The organism is Isoptericola sp. NPDC055063 (genome assembly GCF_053608125.1).
Map to the genome: position 1 here is coordinate 1 of NZ_JBSGUW010000013.1, position 18,425 is coordinate 18,425.

The 18,425-nt window shown below is 73.8% G+C and carries 16 protein-coding genes, 1 tRNA gene and 1 other RNA gene; 3 read left to right on the top strand and 15 right to left on the bottom strand.

Annotation, left to right across the window (positions count from 1 at the left end; all coding sequences use genetic code 11):
• Window positions 1-131 precede the first annotated feature (131 nt).
• The 4 genes from ACWF41_RS15890 to ACWF41_RS15905 form a co-directional block, all read right to left on the bottom strand.
• On the bottom strand, window positions 132-530 hold the full coding sequence (locus tag ACWF41_RS15890; protein WP_380346975.1) for a hypothetical protein: 399 nt from the start codon (window positions 528-530) through the stop codon (window positions 132-134).
• A gap of 154 nt (window positions 531-684) precedes the next feature.
• The gene (locus ACWF41_RS15895) at window positions 685-1,800 is read right to left on the bottom strand and encodes an aspartate-semialdehyde dehydrogenase (RefSeq protein WP_380324356.1); all 1,116 of its coding nucleotides are present in this window, start codon (window positions 1,798-1,800) and stop codon (window positions 685-687) included.
• Window positions 1,801-1,807: 7 nt separating this feature from the next.
• Entirely contained in the window at window positions 1,808-3,112 is a 1,305-nt protein-coding gene (locus ACWF41_RS15900; protein WP_380324353.1) for an aspartate kinase, read from the bottom strand.
• A gap of 121 nt (window positions 3,113-3,233) precedes the next feature.
• Window positions 3,234-3,611, bottom strand: coding sequence for a VOC family protein (locus ACWF41_RS15905; RefSeq protein ID WP_380324350.1), 378 nt, complete (start codon window positions 3,609-3,611; stop codon window positions 3,234-3,236).
• 105 nt (window positions 3,612-3,716) lie between these two features.
• Here ACWF41_RS15905 and ACWF41_RS15910 point away from each other — a divergent pair, with 105 nt between their 5' ends.
• Window positions 3,717-4,172: a MarR family winged helix-turn-helix transcriptional regulator gene (locus tag ACWF41_RS15910; protein ID WP_380324347.1), complete on the top strand. Its 456-nt coding sequence runs from the start codon at window positions 3,717-3,719 to the stop codon at window positions 4,170-4,172.
• A gap of 30 nt (window positions 4,173-4,202) precedes the next feature.
• Here ACWF41_RS15910 and ACWF41_RS15915 read toward each other — a convergent pair whose 3' ends face one another.
• The 3 genes from ACWF41_RS15915 to recR all read right to left on the bottom strand — a co-directional run bounded on the left by ACWF41_RS15915 (window position 4,203) and on the right by recR (window position 6,293).
• Window positions 4,203-4,985 carry a TSUP family transporter gene (locus ACWF41_RS15915; protein ID WP_380324344.1) on the bottom strand — a complete coding sequence of 261 codons (783 nt, stop codon included), beginning with the start codon at window positions 4,983-4,985 and terminating at the stop codon, window positions 4,203-4,205.
• Between the two features lie 63 nt (window positions 4,986-5,048).
• The gene (locus ACWF41_RS15920) at window positions 5,049-5,618 is read right to left on the bottom strand and encodes a DUF5063 domain-containing protein (protein ID WP_380324341.1); all 570 of its coding nucleotides are present in this window, start codon (window positions 5,616-5,618) and stop codon (window positions 5,049-5,051) included.
• Window positions 5,619-5,693: 75 nt separating this feature from the next.
• Window positions 5,694-6,293, bottom strand: a complete 600-nt coding sequence (gene recR / locus ACWF41_RS15925) for a recombination mediator RecR (protein WP_380324338.1) — start codon at window positions 6,291-6,293, stop codon at window positions 5,694-5,696.
• 139 nt (window positions 6,294-6,432) lie between these two features.
• On the opposite strand from recR, the gene ACWF41_RS15930 reads away from it, so the two are divergent.
• The gene (locus ACWF41_RS15930) at window positions 6,433-6,951 is read left to right on the top strand and encodes an NUDIX hydrolase (RefSeq protein ID WP_380324335.1); all 519 of its coding nucleotides are present in this window, start codon (window positions 6,433-6,435) and stop codon (window positions 6,949-6,951) included.
• A 95-nt stretch (window positions 6,952-7,046) separates the two neighbouring features.
• Here ACWF41_RS15930 and ACWF41_RS15935 read toward each other — a convergent pair whose 3' ends face one another.
• The 7 genes from ACWF41_RS15935 to ffs form a co-directional block, all read right to left on the bottom strand.
• On the bottom strand, window positions 7,047-7,499 hold the full coding sequence (locus ACWF41_RS15935) for a VOC family protein (RefSeq protein ID WP_380324332.1): 453 nt from the start codon (window positions 7,497-7,499) through the stop codon (window positions 7,047-7,049).
• Between the two features lie 23 nt (window positions 7,500-7,522).
• Window positions 7,523-7,951 carry an NUDIX hydrolase gene (locus tag ACWF41_RS15940; protein ID WP_380324330.1) on the bottom strand — a complete coding sequence of 143 codons (429 nt, stop codon included), beginning with the start codon at window positions 7,949-7,951 and terminating at the stop codon, window positions 7,523-7,525.
• 1 nt (window position 7,952) lies between these two features.
• Complete coding sequence (locus tag ACWF41_RS15945; RefSeq protein WP_380324327.1) at window positions 7,953-10,640, bottom strand: DNA polymerase III subunit gamma and tau; 2,688 nt, start codon at window positions 10,638-10,640, stop codon at window positions 7,953-7,955.
• A gap of 45 nt (window positions 10,641-10,685) precedes the next feature.
• Window positions 10,686-11,348 (bottom strand): methionine ABC transporter permease, encoded by a 663-nt coding sequence (locus ACWF41_RS15950; RefSeq protein WP_380324324.1) that lies wholly within the window; start codon window positions 11,346-11,348, stop codon window positions 10,686-10,688.
• On the bottom strand, window positions 11,348-12,556 hold the full coding sequence (locus ACWF41_RS15955; protein WP_380324321.1) for a methionine ABC transporter ATP-binding protein: 1,209 nt from the start codon (window positions 12,554-12,556) through the stop codon (window positions 11,348-11,350). Before ACWF41_RS15955 ends, ACWF41_RS15950 begins: the two co-directional genes overlap by 1 nt.
• 136 nt (window positions 12,557-12,692) lie before the next feature.
• Complete coding sequence (locus ACWF41_RS15960; RefSeq protein WP_380320966.1) at window positions 12,693-13,583, bottom strand: MetQ/NlpA family ABC transporter substrate-binding protein; 891 nt, start codon at window positions 13,581-13,583, stop codon at window positions 12,693-12,695.
• Between the two features lie 430 nt (window positions 13,584-14,013).
• Window positions 14,014-14,110, bottom strand: an RNA gene (ffs, locus tag ACWF41_RS15965) — signal recognition particle sRNA small type.
• 180 nt (window positions 14,111-14,290) lie between these two features.
• Here ffs and ACWF41_RS15970 point away from each other — a divergent pair.
• Window positions 14,291-14,375: transfer RNA gene (locus ACWF41_RS15970), tRNA-Ser, on the top strand.
• 61 nt (window positions 14,376-14,436) lie between these two features.
• Here the strand turns inward: ACWF41_RS15970 and ACWF41_RS15975 are convergent.
• Window positions 14,437-18,414 carry a S8 family serine peptidase gene (locus ACWF41_RS15975; protein ID WP_380320963.1) on the bottom strand — a complete coding sequence of 1,326 codons (3,978 nt, stop codon included), beginning with the start codon at window positions 18,412-18,414 and terminating at the stop codon, window positions 14,437-14,439.
• Between the last annotated feature and the right edge of the window lie 11 nt (window positions 18,415-18,425).

The window sequence follows — 18,425 nt, forward strand, 5'->3', positions numbered from 1 at the left end:
GCCCCCACTCCCTTCTTCTCACCCTCCCCCTCCCCCTCCCCCCTACTTTTGGAGCTCGTCTTCAACACCTTCACCCCCCCCCACACCCCCCCCCCCCCCCCCCGCTACGTCACCTGATCGGGTCGCTGAGGTCAGAGCGCAGCGCGGATCTGCTCGATCAGCTTCTGCGCGACCTTCTTGTTCTTCTTGCCGTCGAGCAGCGCCGTCGGCCGGCCGGGCATGTTCGCGAGGAAGATGTCCACGTGCGAGCCCTGCGTGGACGGCGTGATGTCGATGCCGGTGGCGAGCTCCCAGCTCAGCCACGTCTTCTTGGTGATCAGGGCGATCGCGCGCTTGTCTTCGCTCTCCCCTGCGAGCTGGTGCCCGTTCGCGGCGATGACGGCGTGCACGGCCGCGTTCACCTGCTCCGGGGTCGCGGCGAGCTCACCCTCCGCCGACGCGGAGGAGTTCACGAAGCCGAACGACGGCGCGAGGTCGGCGCCGTACTGGTCCACGAACTTGGACTCGAGGATCTTGTCGAAGATGGCCATGCGCGGAGAGTACTGGCCCGTGCACCTCGCCCCCAGCGGGCATCCAGGATCCGGCTGCTTCCGCCGAACAGGCGGTTGCGCACGTTCTGAGCCCCCAGAACGTGCGCAACCGCCTGTTCGGCGTCGAGCGGGTCGGGTCGTCTTCGCCCCGGGATCAGGCGGTCTCGGCCTCCGCGGCGTCGACGTCGTCGAGCGCGGCGAGCTCGGCCAGGTCCGCCGCGACGATCTCCGCGATCTGCACGGCGTTGAGCGCCGCGCCCTTGCGCAGGTTGTCGTTGGACACGAACAGCACGAGGCCGCGGCCCCCGGGCACGGACTGGTCGGTGCGGATGCGGCCGACGAACGACGGGTCGGCGCCCGCAGCCTGCAGCGGCGTCGGGACGTCCGCGAGCTCCACACCCGGCGCGCCGCCCAGCAGCTCGCGCGCCCGCTCGGGGGTGATCGCGGCGCCGAACTCGGCGTGGATCGCCAGCGAGTGCCCGGAGAACACCGGGACGCGGACGCAGGTGCCGGCCACGGCGAGGTCGGGCAGGCCGAGGATCTTGCGGGACTCGTTGCGGAGCTTCTGCTCCTCGTCGGTCTCGCCCGAGCCGTCGTCCACGAGGTTGCCCGCCAGCGGGAGCACGTCGAACGCGATGGGCGCGACGTACTTCTCAGGCTCCGGGAACGTCACGGCGGCGCCCGAGTGTGCGAGGCCCTCGAGGTCTCCGGCGACGGCCGCGCGCGCCTGGTCGGCGAGCTCCTTGACCCCGCCGACGCCCGAGCCCGACACCGCCTGGTAGGTCGCGACGCGCAGCCGCTCCAGCCCGGCCTCGTCGGCCAGCGGCTTGAGCACGGGCATCGCGGCCATCGTGGTGCAGTTCGGGTTGGCGACGATGCCCTTCACGGCGTCGCCGATCGCCTCCGGGTTCACCTCGGAGACCACCAGCGGCACCTCGGGGTCGAGTCGCCACGCGGACGAGTTGTCGATGACGACGGCGCCCGCCTCGGCGAACCGGGGCGCGTGCTCGCGCGACGTGCCGCCACCGGCCGAGAAGATCGCGACGTCGACGTCCGCGAGGTCGTCGGTGGCCGTGGCCGCGACGTCCTCGACGACGACGTCCACGCCCTCGAACGACAAGGTGCTGCCGGCCGACCGCGCCGAGGCGAAGAACCGCAGCTCCTTGACCGGGAAGGCGCGCTCCGCGAGCAGGCGGCGCAGCACGCCGCCCACCTGGCCGGTGGCGCCGACGATCGCGACGTTGACCCCGGAGGAGTTGATCTGTGCCATCAGCGCGTCACCGCCCCGAGCCGGCGTAGACGACGGCCTCGCCGTCGGCGGAGTCCAGGTCGAACGCCGAGTGGATGGCGCGCACGGCGTCGTCCAGGGCATCCTCGCGGGTCACCACCGAGATGCGGATCTCCGAGGTCGAGATCATCTCGATGTTGATGCCGGCGTCGCGCAGCGCGCCGAACAGCCGCGCCGAGACGCCCGGGTGCGACTTCATGCCCGCGCCGACCAGCGACAGCTTGCCGATCTGGTCGTCGTACTGCAGCGACGCGAACCCGATCTCCTCCTGGAGCGCGTTGAGCGCGGCCAGCGTGGAGGGGCTGTCCGCGTGCGGAAGCGTGAACGAGATGTCCGTGAGGCCGGTGTGGGCCGCCGAGACGTTCTGCACGATCATGTCGATGTTCGCGCCCGCGCCGGCCACCACCTCGAAGATGCGCGCGGCGGTGCCGGGCTTGTCCGGCACGCCGACGACGGTGATCTTGGCCTCGCTGCGGTCGTGCGCGACGCCGGAGATGATCGGGGCTTCCATCACTGCCTCCTGCTGGTCGCCCTGGGGGGCGTTCGGGTCGATCGCGTCGCCGTACGTGCCGGTGACGAGGGTGCCGGTGGTGTTGCTGAACGAGCTGCGCACGTGCACGGGCACGTCGTAGCGGCGCGCGTACTCCACCGCGCGCAGGGCCAGGACCTTCGCGCCCGACGCGGCGAGCTCGAGCATCTCCTCGTAGGTGACGCGGTCGATCTTCCGCGCGGCCGGGACGATGCGCGGGTCGGCCGTGAACACGCCGTCCACGTCGGTGTAGATCTCGCAGACGTCGGCGTCGAGGCCCGCCGCGAGGGCGACCGCCGTCGTGTCCGAGCCGCCGCGGCCGAGCGTCGTCACGTCGTTCGTCGAGCTCACGCCCTGGAAGCCCGCGACGATCGCGACCTGCCCGCGCTCCACCGTCTCGCGCACGCGGTGCGGGACGACGTCGACGAGCCGGGCACGCCCGTGGACGGCGTCGGTGATGAGGCCGGCCTGCTGGCCGGTGAAGGACTTCGCCTTCACCCCGAGGTTCGTGATCGCCATCGCGAGCAGGGACATCGAGATGCGCTCACCCGAGGTGAGGAGGATGTCGAGCTCGCGCTGCGGGGGCAGCGGGGTGATCTGCCCGGCGAGGTCGAGGAGCTCGTCCGTGGTGTCGCCCATGGCGCTCACCACGACGACGACGTCGTTCCCCGCTCGCTTGGTCGCCGCGATCCGCTTCGCCACGCGCTTGATGCTGTGGGCGTCGGAGACGGACGAGCCGCCGTATTTCTGCACGACTAGTGCCATGTCACAACCTTCTGCTGGCCGGCCTCCGTCTCTCTCAACGGTCCGCCGGGGCTTGTGCTTGCCCGTCGATGCTACGTGGTCGCCGCGTCGTACCGAAGGCGTGGTCCATGTCGTGAACACCTCACGCGCCGTGCGCGGTGAGCACGTACCCCTCGGGCCCGACGAAGGAGAACGTCGGGCCGAACGGCGTGTCGGCGACGGGGGTGAGCACCTCGACGCCGGCGGCGAGGAGACGGTCGCGCAGCGCGGAGGCGTCGGACGTGGCGAACCAGAGCGCGACGCCGAGGCCAGGTCGGCCGGCGTCGAGGTCGGTGCCGGGCAGCGGCTCGCGGACCGCGATCGGGACGGGCTCGGTGGCGAAGACGACGGCGCCGGGCGGGGCCGCCGGGGTGCGGCGCAGCCCGAGGTGTTCCTCGAGGAAGGCGGCTGCCGCGGCGACGTCGCGGACCTGCAGCGCCAGGAAGTCGAGGCCGGTCACGGTAGGGGTGTTCGTGGACATGGTGTTCCTCCGTCGATCTCGGGTCGCCTGAGTTCTCAGCACCGATGTCAGGATGCTGACACCTTCGACGTTACGGCCGGCGCGGCAATGTGTCAATATGTTGACATGACCTCGACGCCGGTCCCCCCGCACCCCGCCTCGGACGTCACCGAGCACGTCGGCTACCGCCTCAAGCGGGCGCACTCCGCGCTGCGCGGCGCCCTCGACGCGGCGCTCCGCGAGCACGGCCTCACCGTGCCCCAGTACTCGTGCCTCGAGGTCCTCGCGCTGCGCCCAGGGCTGTCCAACGCCGAGCTCGCCCGCGCCACGTTCGTCACACGGCAGTCGATGAACGTCCTCCTCCGCGGGCTCCAGGAGGCCGGCCTGACGACGCGCCCCGACGTCGTCGACCACGGCCGGGCCCGCCCGGTGCGCCTCACCGACGCGGGCGAGCGCCGGCTGCGGTCCGCCCAGGCGTCCGTGTACGCCGTCGAGGCCCGCATGGTCGCGGGCATCCCGGGGAAGCGGCTGGCCGCCCTGCTCGAGGACCTCGACGGGATCGTCGACGCCCTCGACGCGTGACCGGGCCGTCGGGCCCCGCGGCGTACGACCTCAGGCCGTCCACTCGTGGACGACGTCGTACCCGAGCTTGACGATGAGCGCGCCCACCACGACAACGAACACGACGCGGACGAACGCGCTGCCCTTCGCCACGGCCATCCGCGCCCCGACGTAGCCACCCACGAGGTTGGCGGCGCCGATCATCAGCCCCAGCCCCCACAGCACGGCGCCGTGCGGCACGAAGAACAGCAGCGCGCCGAGGTTGGTGGCGAAGTTGACGATCTTGGCCAACGCGGTCGCCGGCAGGAAGGCGTAGCCCAGCACGCTCACCAGCGCGATGACGAGGAAGGTGCCGGTGCCGGGGCCGAGCAGCCCGTCGTACGCGCCGATGACCAGCCCGATGCCGGCCGCCGTCCAGCGGTGCCGGTTGCCCTCCCACCGCAGGTTGTCGTGGGCGCCGAGCTTCGGCTTCAGCACCGTGTAGGTGGCGACGCCGATCAGCACGACGAGGATGATCGGCTTGAACAGCTCGGCCGGGATGCGGCTCGCGAGCGCCGCCCCGCCGAACGCCCCGGCCAGCGCCGCGAGCGCCATAGGGCCCGCCGTCGTGAGGTCCGGGCCCACGCGCCGGTAGTACGTGATCGCGCTGGTGGACGTGCCCATGATCGAGCCGAGCTTGTTGGTGGCCAGCGCCTGCACCGGCGAGATGCCCGGCACCAGCAGCAGCGCCGGGAGCTGGATCAGGCCGCCGCCGCCCACCACGGCGTCGACCCAGCCGGCGGTGAGCCCGGCGAGGACGAGCAGCACGATGGTGAGGGTGTCGAGGTCGGGCACGCGGGGAATCCTCGCACGCCGCGGCCCGCGCGCTCAGGGACGCTCGGGGGTGCTCAGCGACGGTCAGGAGTGCAGCGCGTCGTACTCGGCCTCGGCGGCGACGTCGTCCGCGACGTCGAGCCGCAGGTGCGCGAGCACCCCCTGCAGCACGCGCAGCGCCGACGACGCCCGCTCCCCCCACGACGACAGGTAGCTGAACTGCCACCACCACAGGCCCTCGAGCTCGTGCCCGTCGTCGAAGTGCTGCAGGCCCTTGGCGATCTCCTCGGCGACGCACGCCAGGTCGCCCGACAGCGTGGCGGGCGCGACGTCGGCGCTCAGCGCCGGGTCGGACACCTCGACGTAGTCGTCGAAGCCGTCGAACATCTGGGCGAGCGCGTCGCGCAGCGGGTCGACGTCGGTCTCGGGGCCCGCGTCGGGCTCCCACCGCTCGGCGGGGACGACGTCGACGATCGCCGCCAGCCGCGCGCCGGCGGCGAGCAGGTCGGACGTCGCGAGGATCAACAGGGAGAGCTCGGCGCCCGGCGCCGCGCCCGACGCCACCTGCGTGGTCGTGGACAGGAACACGCGCGCCTGCGCGGACATCTGCTCGGCGACGTCCCGGAACTCCGAGCCCGGATCGATCTCCCCCACGGTCCTGCCCCCTCTCCGCCGTGGTCGACGGCGTCGGTCGTGCCGGTCGGTGCCCGCTGCGGGCGGCGCGGCTGGTCAGCCGCCGACGACCCGCCGGCCCTCGAACGCGCGCCCGAGGGTCACCTCGTCCGCGTACTCCAAGTCTCCCCCGACGGGCAGCCCGCTGGCCAGACGGGAGACCGTGACGCCCATCGGCGCGATGAGCCGGGACAGGTACGTGGCCGTGGCCTCGCCCTCGATGTTCGGGTCCGTGGCGAGGATGACCTCGGTGACCGTGCCGTCGGCCAGGCGCGTCATGAGCTGGCTGATGCGCAGGTCGTCGGGGCCGACGTTCTCGATCGGGTTGATGGCCCCGCCGAGCACGTGGTACCGCCCGCGGAACTCGCGGGTGCGCTCGATGGCGACCACGTCCTTGGGCTCCTCGACGACGCAGATCACGTCGTCGCTGCGGCGCGGGTCGGCGCAGATGCGGCACCGCTCCGACTCCGCGACGTTGCCGCACGTCTCGCAGAACTGCACGCGCGCCTTCACCTCGATGAGCGCGTCCGCGAGGCGGCGCACGTCGGCGGTGTCGGCCGCGAGCAGGTGGAACGCGATGCGCTGCGCGCTCTTGGGCCCGACGCCGGGGAGGCGGCCGAGCTCGTCGATCAGGTCCTGGACTGCGCCCTCGTACACGAGGGTCCAGCCTACGTGCCGCCGCCCACGCTCAGGCGACGCGGTCGGCGCGGCAGCTCGGGTTCGGCGCGGCAGCTCGAACTGCCGCCATGCGCCCGACGTGCCGCCGTGAGCCGCGCCATCGGGAAGGATGACCCGCATGCCCCCTGTCGAGGACGAGCTCGTGGACCTGTACGACGACGCGGGCCGCCCCTGCGGTGTCGCTCCGCGCTCCCGGATGCGCGCCGAGAACCTGCGGCACGCCGCCACGGCGGTGGTGGTGCGCAACCCGGCCGGCGACGTCTACGTGCACCGCCGCACCGACACCAAGGACCTGTACCCCGGCCGGTACGACTTCTGTGCGGGAGGCGTGCTGCGCGCCGGGGAGGACCCGCGGGACTCCGCCCGCCGGGAGCTGGCCGAGGAGCTGGGCGTCGCGGGCGTGGAGCTGCGGTCCCTCGGGGTCGCCGACTACGCCGACGAGCACACCCGGATGCGCGAGTTCCTCTACGAGTGCACCTACGACGGCCCCGTGACCTGGCAGCCCGAGGAGGTCGCCTGGGGTGCGTGGGTGGCGCCCGCCCGGCTGCTCCGGATGCTCGACGAGGTGCCGTTCATGCCCGACTCGGTCGCCAACCTCGCCGGCTGGCTGGACGGCCTCCGCACCCTGCCGGGGTAGTCCAGTTTCCGGCGAAGTAGTCCAGTTTCCCGCGAGGTAGTTCACATCCCCGCGAGGTAGTCCGAGATCGGGCGAGGTAGTTCGTCCCGGGCAGGTCAGCCCGCGACGAGCTCCACCTCGAAGCCGTCCGCGTCCTCGAGGTACGCGGCGCGGTGGTCGGGCCCGCCGGCGAACGGGTGGCGGTCGCCGAACAGCAGCGCCCAGCCGTGCGCGGGCGCGGCGTCGACGAGGGCGTCGAGCTGCGCCGCCGTGCCGGCGTGGAACGCCAGGTGGTTGAGGCCCGGGCGGAGGCGGTCGTGGTCGGCCGCGGCGAGGGCCGGGCTCTGCTCGACGACGACGTACGCGTCGCCCAGCAGCCACGACCGACCGTGCTCCCACGACTGGTGCGGGCGGTAGCCGAGCTCGCCGAGCAGCCAGCCCCACGAGCGCTCGGCGCGGGCGAGGTCCGGCACCCACAGCTCGACGTGGTGGATCGCGCCCCGGCGCGGGGACGACGCCGGGCCGTCCACGGGGCCGGTCAACGTCGGCTCGTCATCGTGGCTCGTCATCGTGGCTCGTCATCGTCGGCTCGTCATCGTCGGGTGGCGACGTCGGCCATGAGGTCGGTCGACAGCGGCGCCAGCGGGTGCCCGGCCACGGGTGCGGCGGGGTCGACCCAGGCGTGCTCCTCGAGCTCCGCGCGCGTCTCGACCACGAAGCCCGCGGGGAGCGCGACCTCGAAGACGTGCGCGTCCACCACGTGGTCGGGCTCGTTGGCGGCGACGGCGGCACGACGCCCGAGCGGTCGGACGGCGCGCGGGTCGACGACGAGGCCGATCTCCTCCGCGCACTCTCGCACGAGTGCCGCCATCGGATCCTCGCCGGGCTCGATCTTGCCGCCCACCTGCATGAACGCGCTGGTGCCGCGCTTGCGCACCAGGAGGGCGCGGCCGTCGTCGCGCACGATGACGGCCGCGACGATGTGCAGCGTCGTGGTGGTGGCGCTCTGCGGGTCGGTCATGTCAGGGCTGCTCCGCGATCTCCTCGATGACCTTGCCGTCGAGCATCTTGACCACCAGCTGCACGCCGACCACGCCGGTGGAGGTGATGTCGGGGTCGTCATCGGACGGCTCGTCGTCGGCGATGCTCGCGCCGGGGGACGGCGCCCACGACGACCGGCCCTCGGCCTGCTGTGCCTCGCGCACGCGGCGCTCGGCGGCCTGCCGTGGGGTCTCGCGCGCGGGCGGCATCGCCGGGGCGGACGGAGTCGCACTCGAGACCGGCGCGGTCGAGGCCGGCGCGCTCGGGGCCGGCGCGCTCGGGGCCGGCGCGCTCGGCGGCGCCTCGGGCTCGGGTCGCGGCGACACGACGGGCCGGGCGACCGTGGCCTCCACGGGCTCGTCGAGCGGCGGCTCGGGCTCACCGTCGGGCGGGGGCTCGCGCAGGGAGACACCGGCGAGCCACGCCGCGTCAGCCTCGTCGACCGACGCGCTCCGACTCGCCTGGGGCCTGGGCTGCCGGGAGCCCTGCGGGTCGTCCTGCGCCGGACGACGAGCGGGCGGCTCGAGGACGGCGACGGCGGTGTCCGGTCGCGGCTCGCTCGCCACGGACGTGGTGGCAGAAGGTCGGGAGCCGGCCCCCGGTCCGCCGCCGTCGGCCCCGCCGCCTCCACCGCTCGGAACCCGCTGGCCGGGTGCGGCGTCGTCGGGCCGGTCGGCGGCGTCGGGATCCTCGGGAGCGTCGCCGCCCGGGTCGGACGCGGCCGAGGAGCTGCCCGCCTCCCGGGGACGCCGCCCGGCCTCCTTCTCGACGATCTCGACCCGCACCGCGACACCGAGCGCCTGATAGACGGCGTCCGAGATGGTCTCCGGACGTCCGCGGCGAGCCAGCCCGACGACGGCCGGCGCGAACCCGAGGCGCAGCACGTCGCCCTCGAGGGTGATCACCTCGGCGTTCGCGCCGAGGAAGGCGGCCGCCTGCGGGCTCTGGATCGCGCCCAGGACCTCGCGCCAGCGCCGCCGGACCACCTCGGTCGTGACGTCGCTCGCGGGCGCGGACGGCGCGGGCTCGGGCTCGGGCTCGGGCTCGGGCTCGGGCTCGGGCTCGGGCTCGGGCTCGGGCTCGGGCTCGGGCTCGGGCTCGGGCTCGGGCTCGGGGGAGGATGCGTCGACGGGCTCCGTCTCCACAAGCTCGGGCTCGACGGGCGGGGTGTCCTCGCCGGGCTCGACCGCCGCGGACTCGGGCTCCACCGTGCGCTCGGGTTCCGCCGCACGCCCGACCTCGGGCTCCGCCGCACGCTCGACCGCGGGCTCGGACTCGACCGCCACGGGCTCGGGGGCGCGCTCGGGCTCGGCTGCGCCGTCGGGCTCGGCGACCGGGCGCCGGCTCGCCTGCAGGGCGGCCCGTGCGGCGGCGGCGCCGCTCAGTCCGCCTCCCCCGCCCACGGACGACGGAGGCGCGGGCGACGACTGCGGCGCGGACGTCGGAGCGGCGTCTCCACCACCGCGCGGAACGACGGGCGAGGGCGTGCCGCCCGCGGCGATGACTCCGCGCTCGAGGCGGTCGATGCGGGCCGCGAGGCCCTCCGCGCCGTCGTCGGCGCCGGGCAGCAGCAGCCGCGCGCACAGCAGCTCCAGATGCAGGCGGGGCGACGTGGCGCCCGTCATCTCCGTGAGCGCGACGTTGACGAGGTCGGCCGCGCGCGACAGCTCGGACACGCCGAGGCGGCCGGCCTGCGCACGCATGCGCTCGAGCTGGTCGGCGGGGAGGCCGCGCAGTACCGCCTGCGCCGCGTCGCCGGAGACGGCGATGACGATCAGGTCGCGCAGCCGCTCCAGTACGTCCTCCACGAAGCGCCGCGGCTCGTGGCCGGTGGCGATCACCTGGTCGACGACGCGGAAGATCGACGCGCCGTCGCCCGCGGCGAGGGCGTCGACGACGTCGTCGAGCAGGGTCGCGTGCGTGAACCCGAGCAGGCCGACCGCGGTGTCGTACTCGACGACGCCGCCGGTGGCGCCCGCGATGAGCTGGTCGAGCACGGACAGGCTGTCGCGCACGGACCCGCCGCCCGCGCGGGTCACGAGCGGCGCCACTCCCCCGCCGAGCTCGACACCCTCGGCGGCGGTGAGCTGCTCCAGGTAGGGGCCCAGCACGTCCGGCGGCACGAGCCGGAACGGGTAGTGGTGCGTGCGCGAGCGGATGGTGCCGATGACCTTGTCCGGCTCCGTCGTCGCGAAGACGAACTTCACGTGCTCGGGCGGCTCCTCGACGATCTTGAGGAGGGCGTTGAAGCCGGCGGACGAGACCATGTGCGCCTCGTCGATGATGAAGATCTTGTACCGGTCGCGCGCGGGGGCGAACGTGGCGCGCTCGCGCAGGTCGCGCGCGTCGTCGACACCGCCGTGGCTCGCGGCGTCGATCTCGACGACGTCGAGCGAGCCCGGGCCGCCGCGCCCGAGCTCGACGCACGACGGGCACTCGCCGCAGGGCGTGTCGATCGGGTTCTCCGGCGTGTTGCGCGCGCAGTTCAGCGTGCGCGCCAGGATGCGCGCCGACGTCGTCTTGCCGCAGCCGCGGGGCCCGGAGAAGAGGTAGGCGTGGTTGACGCGCCCGCTGCGCAGGGCCTGCATGAGCGGTGCGGTGACGTGCTCCTGGCCGATCACCTCGGCGAACGTCTCGGGCCGGTAGCGGCGGTACAGGGCTGTCGTCACCCGGCCAACCCTAGACGCCGCGGCCGACACCGACGAGGCCGCTGCTCAGCGGTGCAGCACCTTGCGCGCCAGCAGGTTCCCCAGCCACTGCACCACCTGGACGATGACGATGATCACGGCGACGGTGACGAACACGACCATCCAGTTGTAGCGCTGGTAGCCGTACCGCAGCGCGAAGTCACCCAGGCCGCCACCACCGATGAGCCCGGCGATGGCGGACATGTCGAGCACGGCGATGAACAGGAACGTGTAGCCGAGTATCAGCGGCGCGAGCGCCTCCGGGACCAGCACCGTGGTGATGATCCGCCAGGAGGACGCCCCCATCGCCCGTGCGGCCTCGACCACGCCCGGGTCGATCCCCACCAGGTTCTGCTCGACGATGCGCGACGTGCCGAACGCCGTCATCACCGACAGCGGGAAGATGAACGCCTCCGTGCCCAGCGTCGTGCCCACGACCTGGAGCGTCACCGGCCCGAGCAGCGTGACGAAGATGATGAACGGGATCGGCCGCACGATGTTGACGACCACGTTGAGGACGCCGAACACCGCCTTGTTGGCCATGAGGTTGCCCGGCCGGGTCACGTAGAGCGCGAGCCCCAGGGCCAGGCCGGCGAGGCCGCCGGTGAGCAGCGCGATGCTCACCATCTGCAGCGTCTGGCCGAACGCCTCCCACAGGAGGGGCCACAGGGTGGACCAGTCCTTGTTCATCAGGCGCCTCCGAAGTTGCGCAGGTTGCCGCCACGAAGGACGTCGTCACGGGCGGCGGCGTACGGGTCGCCGAGGTCGTCGCCGGGTTCCGGGCGCTTGCCCTGCGGGTCGCGGTCGGCGCGGACGGCGCGCGGGTCGTCGACGGGGTTCGCGGCGGTGCCGAGGTCGACGACGTCGGCCTGCGTGCGCAGCGCGGCGAGGAAGGCCGCGAGGCGGTCGGCGGGGGCGACGAGCTCGACGGTGAGCGAGCCGAACGGCCGCTCCCCGACCTCGCTGATGCCGCCGAAGACGACGGCGCCGTCCACCTCGTGCTCGCGCAGCAGGCGAAACAGGTCGGTGCCGGTGCTCGCGCCCTCGCGGACGCCGACGGTGACGAGGCGGCCGGGGTGGCGCTCGCGCAGGCGGGCGAGGGCCGCGGGCGACGGGCGGTCGTGCATGGCGGTCCCGACGAACCGCTGGGCGGCGTCGGCGCGCGGGGCCGAGAAGACGTCGTAGACGTCGCCCACCTCCACGACCTTGCCGTGCTCCATGACGGCCACGCGGTGGCAGATGGAGCGCACCACCTCCATCTCGTGCGTGATGACGACGATGGTGATGCCGAGCTCGGCGTTGACGCGGCGCAGCAGCGCGAGGACGTCGCGGGTGGTCTCGGGGTCGAGCGCCGACGTGGACTCGTCGGCGAGGAGGATGGTCGGCGACGTCGCGAGCGCGCGGGCGATGCCGACGCGCTGCTTCTGGCCGCCGGAGAGCTGGCGCGGGTAGGCCTTGGCCTTGTCGGCGAGCCCGACGAACTCCAGCAGCTCGGCGACGCGCGCCGCCCGCTCCTCCTTGGGCCAGCGCGCCACCTTGAGCGGGTAGGCGACGTTGCCCGCGACGGTGCGCGAGGTCAGCAGGTTGAACTGCTGGAAGATCATGCCGATGCGGGCGCGGACGCCCCGCAGCTTCCGCTCGGGGAGCGCGGTGATGTCGGTGCCCTCGACGAGCACCGACCCGGAGGTGACGGTCTCGAGCGCGTTGACGAGGCGCACCAGCGTGGACTTGCCCGCGCCGGAGTACCCGATGACGCCGAAGATCTCGCCGGCCTGCACGGTGAGTGACACGTCGTCCACGGCGTGCACGGCGCGGTCGCCGTCGCCGAACGTCTTCGACACCCCGCGCAGCTCGATCGCCGGCGTCCCGCGGGCGGGGCCGGCCGTGTTGTCGCTCACCTGTTCGTCCTCACTGGTCGGCGCGTCGTCCGCTCGACCGGTCGTGCCGTGGCTCGTGCCCAGCACCGTCCATCGTGCCCAGTACGACGGCCGGGGCGCGCGGGCTGGCCGCCCGTGCGCCCCGGCCGTCGGCGGGTCAGGAGGCGGCGCGGATGTCGTCCTCGAGGCCCGTGAGGATCTTCTGCAGCTCCTCGGGGGTGTTCTTCTTGATGACGGCGGTGCCGCCCGACTGCTTCTTCTCGGCCGCGACGACGGCGTCGGAGTGCGAGATCTCCGCGAGCTTCAGCAGGTCGGGGTCGTCCTTGTCCTCGGCGCGGGCCACCCACACGTTGATGTAGGGCTCCGCGGCGGCGGAGTCCGGGTCGTCCTGGAAGAGGGCGTCGTCCGCGGAGAGGCCGGAGTCCTCGAGGAAGTCGTTGTTGACGATCGACGCGTCCACGGACTGCAGCTGGATCGGGGTCTGCTCGGCAGCGACCGGCGTCACCTTCACCTTGGAGCTGGGCAGCACGTCGGCCTCGGTGGAGACGGCGCTGCCGCCGTCCTTCAGCTCGATGAGACCGGCCTCCTGGAGCACGAGGAGCGCGCGGGCCAGGTTGGTCGGGTCGTTCGGCACGGCGACCTGGCCGCCGGCGGGGATCTGGTCGAGCGAGTCGTGCTTCGACGAGTACAGGCCCAGCGGGTAGACGGCGGTCGCGCCGATCGGCGTCAGGTCGTCGTCGGCGTCGACGTTGTAGCCGGCGAGGAACTGCAGGTGCTGGAACTGGTTCGCGTCGAGCTGGCCCTGCGAGAGCGACGGGTTGGCCTGCGTGTAGTCCTGGAGGTCGACGAGCTCGACGTCGAGGCCCTCGGCCTTCGCCTCCTGGGTGAACGCGGCCCACTTGTCGTCGGCGGCGCCGACGACGCCGACGCGGAGCTTGCCGTCGCCCGAGGCGGTGTCGGTGCCGCCGCCGCAGGCGGACAGCGCGAACGTGGTGACCGCGGCGATCGCGGTGACGGTGAGGAGACGGTTGCGGGTGCTGCGGGACATGGTGAGTCCTTCCGGGCAGGCGCCAGGTCGGCGCCGAGGAGGCGGGGTGGGTGCTGCGGCCACGGCCATCAGCTCGAGGCGGCGAGGTGCGGGGGTCCCGGCACGGCCGGGGCGGGGCGACGACGGCGGGCGTCGTCAGGCGCGATTCCGAGGGGTCGTCAGTCGAGCACGCACATTCGGCCCGCGACGGTCGCGCGGCAGCACATCTCGCCGCGACGGCAGGAGCGCGCGGTCGAGGATGCTGCGGGAGCGATGCGGGGCATGCCGTCAAGGTGACCATCCGCGGCGGCCCACCACCAAGCCCGCCAGGCAGAAATCTCACGGACCGGACGAATTTGTGTCCGCATCGTGGATTGTGTGACCCGCGGCACTCTCGCGTCCTCGCGAGGGGCGGATCGGGCCGTCACCACGGGCAGCGGGCGACCGGAAAAGTAAGGACCCCCCGCACACCCACCAGAGCTCACTTACCCTTGCTGCCTTCCGGCCCTGGGGGAGTTCGGCGAGATGGTGCCGCACGAGGGGTCTGCCCGACAGCCTAACCGAGACCCCGCCCCGTCCTGAAACCGGCACCGTCCCGAAACCGGCCGAGGACGGCACCGGGCGCGCCGCCGCACGGAGACCACCGTCACGCCCCCGCGATTCGGACGGACCCCCGGGTGTCCGCTATCCTGCTGAGGCTGCTGGCGCTCGATGCCGGCTGCGCTCCAGGAGGATTCGCCTAGCGGCCTATGGCGCACGCTTGGAAAGCGTGTTGGGTTCACGCCCTCGGGGGTTCGAATCCCCCATCCTCCGCGGCAGAAGGGCCCGCACCGATCGGTGCGGGCCCTTCGTCGTCCTGCGGTCGGTCGAGCGGTCAGCAGGCCAGCCGGTCGAGCGCGAGGTCGACCTGCGTCGGCCGCGACCCGACCCGCACCGTCCGGGACTCCGGCACGAACCCGTCCAGGTGCGCGGTGACCGTGAGCGGGTTCTCGCCCCGGTCCACCCACCGCGCGTACGACCCGTCGGCGGGGACGGTGAACGACCACGTGCTCGCCGAGCCCGCGACGCTCACGGCGGCCCCCGCAGCCGGGGCGGCCGCACCGGTGCACGAGACCCCCGACACGGTGCCCAGCACCTTGCCCCAGGACCGCGGCGGCGTGACCGTCAGGGTGACGTCGATCGGCGCGACGTCGGTCGGCGTGTCCTCGACGAGCCGGAGCTGGGCCGTGTACTCGCCGGGCTGCCCGAGCACCGTCGAGTCCAGCCGCACCTCGACCCGCGTCGACTCGCCCGGGTCGAGCGTGACCTCGCCCGACCCGGCGGACAGCCACGCGGCGTCGGACGAGTGCCCGGTGCAGTCGTCGTAGCCGGGCAGCATCTCCGCGCCGACGGTCGGCCGGAAGTTCCCGTCGCTCGAGCCACCCACCCGGACGAAGCCGCACGCCGCGGCGCCGCGGTAGACGACGTCGCCGGAGGCCGGCAGCCCCGTCCACGCGTCGGCGTCGGGGTCGTACGCCCAGCCCTCGTTGGTCAGGGCGTTGTCGGCCACCCCGCCGGACACCAGCAGGCGCCCGTCGGCCGCGGCGTAGCCCGCCGCCCAGACCGCCCGGGGCATGTCCGTGAGCTGCGTCCAGGTGTCCGTCGACGGGTCGTAGGCGTACGCGCTGCGCGACGCCGTCCCGCCGGCGACGCCGCCCGCGCACACGATCCGGTCCTCGAGCGCGCCGCACGACGTCCAGGCGGTCGCGACCGGGTACCGCGCGACGGTGCGGTAGGCGTCGGCCGCGACGTCGTACGCCGTCACGACCGCCGACCCGCAGGTGGCGGTGCAGCCGCCCACGGAGTACACGACGCCGTCGAGCGCCGCGACGCCCGCCGCGGCCATCGGCTGCGGGTTCTTCGCCCCCGTGGTCCAGCTGTCGGTGCGCGGGTCGTAGATCGCCGTGACGTCGACCATGCTCCCCGGGGCGCCCCAGCCTCCGATGACGTAGAGGCGGTCGTCGACGAACGCGCCGCCCGGCTTCATCCGCGCCTGCGGCATCGGCTCCTTCTCGTCCCAGCGCAGCGTGCGCGGGTCGTAGGCGTACACGTCGGCCGTCCCGTCCACGCCGTCGAACGTGCCGCCCACGGAGTAGGTCACGCCCCGGTACGTCGCCGCGACGTTGTCCATCACCGCGGTGGGGTGGTCCGCGAGGTCCACCCACGGGGCGGCCTGCGCCCCCGCGACCGTCGGTTCGTCGGACCCGGGACCGGCGCCGTCCGGCGCCGCGCCGCCGCGCAGCGGCGACACATCCGCCTCGACCCGGCGCGGCTCCGTGGTCCCCGCGGACGCGACGTCCCACGGCGTCACCGTGCCGCCGTCGGCGAGGGCGACCTCGAAGCCCTGCTCGCGGTCGGCGAGCTCGAACGTCGCCGGCGCGTTGCCGACGTTGCGGACCTCGACCTCCCGCGTGACGGCCCCGCCGAGCTCGACGGCACCGCTCACGGAGGTCGTGCCGACCTCGAGCCGCCCCGCACCGAGGGCGAAGTCCGCCGTGGTGGCGGCGTGCGCCCGCACGTCGGCGCCGGTGGTCCCCGGCGCGTACGCGCCGCCCAGGCGTGCGGTGAAGTCGTGCGCTCCCGTCAGCGACGAGAACAGCCAGTAGAAGCCGTCGCCCAGGGCCCGGTCGGAGCCGGCGGCGACGCTCGTCGTGGTGTCGTCCGGGGCGTCCACGCTCTGCACGCGGGCGCCGACGACGCCGTCGCCCGTGAGCGCGTCCGTCACGTGCCCCACGACGATGCCGCCCTCCGCCGGGGCGCAGTCCGCCGCGTAGCCCGCCGCGGCGGCGCAGTCCGCGACCGTCAGCGCCTTGTCGTGGACGACGTCGCCCGCCACGGTCACCGCGTCGGTGGCCGGGGCGTAGCCCGGGTAGGTCGACTCGACGACGACGTCGTACGAGCTCCCCACCGGCAGCACCACCGAGTACTCGCCGGTGGCGGGATCCGTGTACGCCGTGACCGGCGTGCCGGGCACCCGGACCCGCGCATACAGCGGCCAGCCCTGGCCGGAGCCGTCCGTCACCGTGCCGGAGACGGTAGCCGACGGCAGGCGGTCCAGCGCCACGTCGTGGTCGAGCGTCCCGTCCTGCGTGACCTCCACGTCGACGGACGTCGGCTCGGCGTACCCGAACCGCGTGACGTCCAGCCGGTAGGTCCCGACGGGGAGGCGGAACTCGAAGGCGCCGTCGGAGCCCGTCGTCATCGACCGCTCGGTGGCGCCGGCGACGCTCACCTGCGCCGCCGCCAGCGGCTCCCCGGTCGCGGCGTCCGTGACCGTGCCGGCGACCTTCCCCGCCGGGCCGGCGGGCACCGCCTCGACCAGCGCGAGCGCATCGAGCCGGCCCTCGCCGTAGACGTTGTTGTTCTCCGCGGTGCCGCCGCACGACAGGTCGGTCGTGTCGATCGCGGTGCGCGCCAGCAGCTCGCGCGTGCCCTCGACGTCGCCCCGGGCCGCGGGCCGCGCCGACCAGAGCAGCGCGACGGCGCCCGCCACGTGCGGCGACGCCATCGACGTCCCGTTCATCGACGCGTACTGGCCGCCGGGCTGCGCCGAGCGGACGTTCACGCCCGGCGCGGCGATGTCCGGCTTGACCTCGCCGTCCTGCCCCGCGCCGCGGCTGGAGAAGTCGGCGATCCGGTTCGTGGAGTCGTACGCCCCCACGGAGTAGTTGATGGTGCGGCTGCCGGGCCGGCCCGACGTCGCGCACTGCGGACCGATGTTGCCGTTGGACCACGACACGAAGATGCCCGAGGCCGTCCAGGCGGCGCTGATGTCCTCCAGGAACGGCTGCGTGGACGGCAGGTTGGAGCCCCACGAGTTGTTGATCACCTGGGGCCGCATCGACGCCTTCGGGTTGGCGCCGTGCAGGTCGGTGGGCTCGAGCAGCCACTGGGCGGACGCGATGATCGTGGCGTCGCTCTCGCAGCACCCGTTCGTCGCGATCCACCGCGCGTCGGGCGCGACGCCGATGTGGTTGGTGCCGCCGTCGTCGCCGACCATCGTGCCCATCGTGTGCGTGCCGTGGCCGTGGTCGTCGCACGGCGCGTCCGTGGGGCACACGCCGCGCGCGTCGAACCAGTTGTAGTCGTGCGTGAACGTGCCGTCGCCGTTGTTGCCGCGGTACTGCCGCACCAGGGCGGGGTGGTCGTACTGGACGCCGGTGTCGAGGTTCGCGACCACGATGCCCTCGCCCCGGGCGCCCTCCTCCTGCCACGCCTGGTCGGCCTTGATGTTGGCGATGCCCCACTCGACCGCGTCGACCGTGGCCTCCGCCTCACCGGCCGTCACGGTCGGTTCGGTGACCGCGAACTCGGGCCACAGCGCCGCGACCTCGTGATCGGTCGCCAGGCTCGTCGCCAGCGCCTCGTCCGCGCCGGTGACCTTGATCGCGTTGGTCGCCCAGAAGCTCTGGAACTCGACGCCCGCGGCGCGCAGCCGCGCCTTCGCGCCGCGCTGGCTCCTCTCTGCGGTCGCGCGCAGGGCGTCGGCCACGGCCGCGCCGCGCTCGTCCCAGTCGTCGATCGCGGCGGCCCGGGTGAGGTCGGCGCGGGCGTCGAACTCGATCCACAGGTCCACGGGCTTCCCCTGCTCGAGCTGGCGCTCGAGGCCGGGCGGGACCTTGGCCGCGGCGGCCGCCGCCTCGGACGCGTCGGCCGTGCCGGGCACGCTGCCCGCCGCGGCCGTCGCCGCCGAGCCCGGCGCCGCGAGCGCCAGGACCGTCCCGAGGGCCGCGGCCCAGACCGCGGCGGCACGGCCGCCCCGTCGTGCTCGTGACGCGCCCGCGTGCGCGGGCGTGCTGCGTCGTGTCGACATGTCTTCTCCGC

Excerpts from the sequence above, each read along its gene's own strand:
- ACWF41_RS15890 (WP_380346975.1), bottom strand. The coding sequence starts at position 530 with ATGGCCATCTTCGACAAGATCCTCGAGTCCAAGTTCGTGGACCAGTAC.
- ACWF41_RS15895 (WP_380324356.1), bottom strand. The coding sequence starts at position 1,800 with ATGGCACAGATCAACTCCTCCGGGGTCAACGTCGCGATCGTCGGCGCC.
- ACWF41_RS15900 (WP_380324353.1), bottom strand. The coding sequence starts at position 3,112 with ATGGCACTAGTCGTGCAGAAATACGGCGGCTCGTCCGTCTCCGACGCC.
- ACWF41_RS15905 (WP_380324350.1), bottom strand. The coding sequence starts at position 3,611 with ATGTCCACGAACACCCCTACCGTGACCGGCCTCGACTTCCTGGCGCTG.
- ACWF41_RS15910 (WP_380324347.1), top strand. The coding sequence starts at position 3,717 with ATGACCTCGACGCCGGTCCCCCCGCACCCCGCCTCGGACGTCACCGAG.
- ACWF41_RS15930 (WP_380324335.1), top strand. The coding sequence starts at position 6,433 with ATGCCCCCTGTCGAGGACGAGCTCGTGGACCTGTACGACGACGCGGGC.
- ACWF41_RS15935 (WP_380324332.1), bottom strand. The coding sequence starts at position 7,499 with ATGACGAGCCACGATGACGAGCCGACGTTGACCGGCCCCGTGGACGGC.
- ACWF41_RS15940 (WP_380324330.1), bottom strand. The coding sequence starts at position 7,951 with ATGACCGACCCGCAGAGCGCCACCACCACGACGCTGCACATCGTCGCG.
- ACWF41_RS15950 (WP_380324324.1), bottom strand. The coding sequence starts at position 11,348 with ATGAACAAGGACTGGTCCACCCTGTGGCCCCTCCTGTGGGAGGCGTTC.
- ACWF41_RS15960 (WP_380320966.1), bottom strand. The coding sequence starts at position 13,583 with ATGTCCCGCAGCACCCGCAACCGTCTCCTCACCGTCACCGCGATCGCC.
- ACWF41_RS15975 (WP_380320963.1), bottom strand. The coding sequence starts at position 18,414 with ATGTCGACACGACGCAGCACGCCCGCGCACGCGGGCGCGTCACGAGCA.